Origin of the sequence: Streptomyces sp. NPDC005899 (genome assembly GCF_040629645.1) — a bacterium.
Taxonomy (GTDB): Bacteria; Actinomycetota; Actinomycetes; order Streptomycetales; family Streptomycetaceae; genus Streptomyces.
In genome coordinates, this window is record NZ_JBEXWB010000509.1 from 1 (window position 1) to 3,316 (window position 3,316).

The window sequence follows — 3,316 nt, forward strand, 5'->3', positions numbered from 1 at the left end:
ACGGGTTCCGCGACGAGCGCGCCGAGGGCGGTGAGGACGTCCAGGACGCGCGCCCGGCGGGTGGCGGCGCGGGCGGTGGCCGGGAAGCGGGCGACGGCGACCGGCCAGGCGGAGGGGGTGAGTGAACCGGCCAGATCGGTGAGGACGGTGACGTCCTCGGGGCACATCTCGGCGGGGCTGAGCAGGACCGTGTCGTGCGCCCGGTGCAGGGTGTCGCGCCACGTCTCGTCGCTGACGACGTGCAGCCCCTCGGCGACGGCGGCCTCGCAGGCCTCCCTGACCAGCTCCGGAGGGGCGACGGTCGCGGTCGGGTCGTCGACCACCGAGAGCAGGAGCAGGCGGGGCCGCCCGCCCTCGGCGCGTACCCTGCGCACCGTCTCCAGCAGGGCGTACGGATCGGGGACGCCGCCGCACTCCGCCGGGGTCGGCACGTGGTAGGCGGGCCGCCCGAGGAGACGGGCCTGCGGCATCCAGGAGGCCGGGCACGGCCGGGGCATGAGCACGTCCCCGCCGTGAGCGGCGATCAGTGCGAGCAGGAGGGGCTGGGCGCCGGGCGCGGCGGCGACGTCCTGCGGGGCGCAGGGCAGGCCGCGCCGGTCCCAGTAGGCGCAGGCGGCCTCCCGCAGGGCCGTGCCGCCGCCGGGCGGCTCGGGCCGGGGGCGGGCCGCCGACGCGGCCAGTACACCCGCGAGCTCGGGCAGGACGGGCAGCCCGGGGTCGGGGGCCGGCGGCCCGTACCGTACCGGGCCGTGGTCCTCCCGGCCGGGACGGGGCCGCTTCCGCTCGCTCGAGTGCATCCGGGGCCCTCCTCCGCCTGGCGACACCCTCAGGCCCCTTTATACGGAGGTTCCCCGCGGGCCGCCCCCGCACCCGGGTCCGGTAGGGCGGCCCGGCGTCACCCCGCGAAGGCCGTGCCCGGCAGTCCGTGCCCCGCGTCCGGCAGCACCAGGAGGGAGCCGGCCAGCGGGTGGGGGGCGTCCTGCCCGGTCCGGGCGGTGGATATGTACAGGTCGCGCAGGCCCGGTCCGCCGAACGCGCACGCGGTGGGCCGCCGCACCGGCAGGTCCACCACCCGGTCCGGCCGGCCGTCGGGGGTGTAGCGCCGCACCGCCGCACCGTCCCAGAAGGCGACCCAGACGCAGCCGTCGGCGTCCACCGTCAGCCCGTCGGGCCACCCGGAGCCCGGTTCCACGGTGACGAACGGGCGGCGGTTCACGACCCGCTCGCCGTCCACGTCGAACACGTCGATCCGCCGTGTCGGGGTGTCGATGTAGTACATGAGCCGGCCGTCCGGGCTCCAGCCGGTGCCGTTGCCGACCGTCACCGCGTCCGGTACGACCGTCACCGTGCCGTCCGGGGCGATCCGGGAGAGGCTGCCGCCCGCCTCGCGCTCGTCGTAGCGCATGGTGCCCGCCCAGAGGGCACCGTCCGGCGCCACGGCCGCGTCGTTGCCCCGGCGCCCGGGGACGGGGGCGTGCACCAGCCAGGAGAACGCCCCCTCGGCGTCGTAGAGCCCCACGCCGTCCCGGAGGTTGACGACGAGCCCGCCGCCGGCCCGCGGCTTGGCCGCGCCCACGTGCTGCTCGGTGGCCATGACCGTGCGGCGTCCGGTCGAGGGTGCGTAGGTGTGGACGCGGGCGGAGAGTATGTCCACCCAGATCAGCCGCCCGCTCGCCGCGTCCCAGGTGGGGCCCTCGCCGAGCTCGGCCCGCTCGCGCACGGCCACCTCCCAGGCCGGCGTCACGCCTGCGCCCTGTGGTGCCCGAGCCGGCCGGACAGCGCGTCGGCACCGCCCGCGGCGAGCCGGGCCAGCTCCGCCTCGCGCTCCTCGCTCCAGCGGATCATCGGTACGGAGATGGAGAGCGCGGCGACGACCCGGCCGGACCGGTCCCGGACCGGTGCCGCCACACAGCTCACGTCCGGATTCGACTCGCGGTGCTCGACCGCGACGCCCCGCTTGCGCACCACGGCGAGCGCCTCCCGCAGCTCCGCCGCGTCGGTGAGGCTGTTGTCGGTCATGGCGACGAGTTCGGTGTCGTCCAGGCGGGCGTCGAGCTCCGCCTCGGGGAGGGCGGCCAGCAGCAGCTTGCCGACGGCGGTGCAGTGGGCGGGCAGCTTGCGGCCGGCGGCCGAGACCATGCGCACCGCGTGGGTGGAGTCCACCTTGGCGATGTAGATGACCTCGGTGTCCTCCAGGATCGCCACGTGGACCGTCTCGCCGCAGGTCTCGGCGACCTCACGGGCGACCTGCTGCCCCTCGGCGGCCAGGTCGAGCTGTTCCGCGTACCGGCTGCCCAGCTGGTACGTGCGCACGCCGAGCCGGTAGCGGCCCGGCTGCCCGGGGACCGTGACCAGGTAGGAGCGGGCCGCCAGGGTGGTGAGCAGTTCGTGCACGGTGGTGCGTGGCAGTTGCAGTTTGCGGGTGACCTCGGGTGCGGAGAGGGTGCCCTCGCCCTGGAGGAACAGCTCGAGCACGTCCAGCGCCCTGGTCACCGCGGGGACGAGTCGTCCCATGTTCGCCCACCCATCTCGTTCGACACCCCGGCCATTGACCGGGATAACGAACGCAGGCTAGCCGTAGCCCGCTCGTCCGGGCAATGTCCACGACTGGGTGATGGGGGTGACACAGGGCAATTCATCGCTTGTGACCAGACAAATCCGGATGCATCACCGTCCGCAGGGCGCGCCTGCGGATTCACCGCCCGTCGCCAGGGTATTCGCTGTCCCATGGCCACACCGAGCAGCACCCCCTCTCCGCGGAGCTGGCGCCACCGGCTCCACGAACTCGATCTCGCCGCCTTCCGCAGCGTGGCCGAAAGACACTGGCCCGGTGCCGAGCCCGTCCTGCCCCGGCTGAGCCGCAGCGCCAACCACGGCCTGCTGTGGTTCGGGGCGGCCGCGGGCATGGCGGCACTGGGCGGCAGTGCGCGGTCCCGCCGGGCGGCGTTGCGCGGGGTCGCCTCGCTGGCCGTCGCCTCCGTCGCCATCAACACGGTGGGCAAGGGCGCGGTACGCAGAGATCGTCCGATACTGGACATGGTGCCGGTGATACGGCAGCTGAAGCGGCAGCCGTTCACCACGTCCTTCCCGTCGGGGCACGCCGCCTCGGCGGCCGCGTTCGCGACCGGCGTCGCCCTGGAGTCGAAGGGCTGGGGCGCTGTCGTGGCGCCGGTGGCGGCGGCCGTCGCGGCGTCCCGCGTCTACACCGGGGTCCACTATCCGAGCGACGTGGCGGCCGGCGCGATGCTGGGCGTGGGCGCGGCGTTCGCGCTGCGGGGCGTCGTCCCCACCCGTGGCCAGCTCCCGGCTCCCGGCC

At 75.5% G+C, this 3,316-nt stretch carries 4 protein-coding genes; 1 reads left to right on the forward strand and 3 read right to left on the reverse strand.

What is annotated here, in order from left to right; all coding sequences use genetic code 11:
* The 3 genes from ABZ371_RS30630 to ABZ371_RS30640 form a co-directional block, all read right to left on the reverse strand.
* Positions 1 to 797 (reverse strand): aminotransferase class I/II-fold pyridoxal phosphate-dependent enzyme (locus tag ABZ371_RS30630; RefSeq protein ID WP_358685765.1); only part of this gene is annotated, 797 nt, incomplete at its 3' end.
* 98 nt (positions 798 to 895) lie between these two features.
* A complete protein-coding gene (locus ABZ371_RS30635) occupies positions 896 to 1,744 on the reverse strand; it encodes an SMP-30/gluconolactonase/LRE family protein (RefSeq protein ID WP_358685767.1) in 849 nt (282 codons plus the stop codon).
* A complete protein-coding gene (locus ABZ371_RS30640; RefSeq protein ID WP_358685769.1) occupies positions 1,741 to 2,514 on the reverse strand; it encodes an IclR family transcriptional regulator in 774 nt (257 codons plus the stop codon). Before ABZ371_RS30640 ends, ABZ371_RS30635 begins: the two co-directional genes overlap by 4 nt.
* 213 nt (positions 2,515 to 2,727) lie before the next feature.
* Here ABZ371_RS30640 and ABZ371_RS30645 point away from each other — a divergent pair.
* Positions 2,728 to 3,316: phosphatase PAP2 family protein (locus ABZ371_RS30645; protein ID WP_358685771.1), on the forward strand; the 589-nt coding region annotated here is incomplete at its 3' end.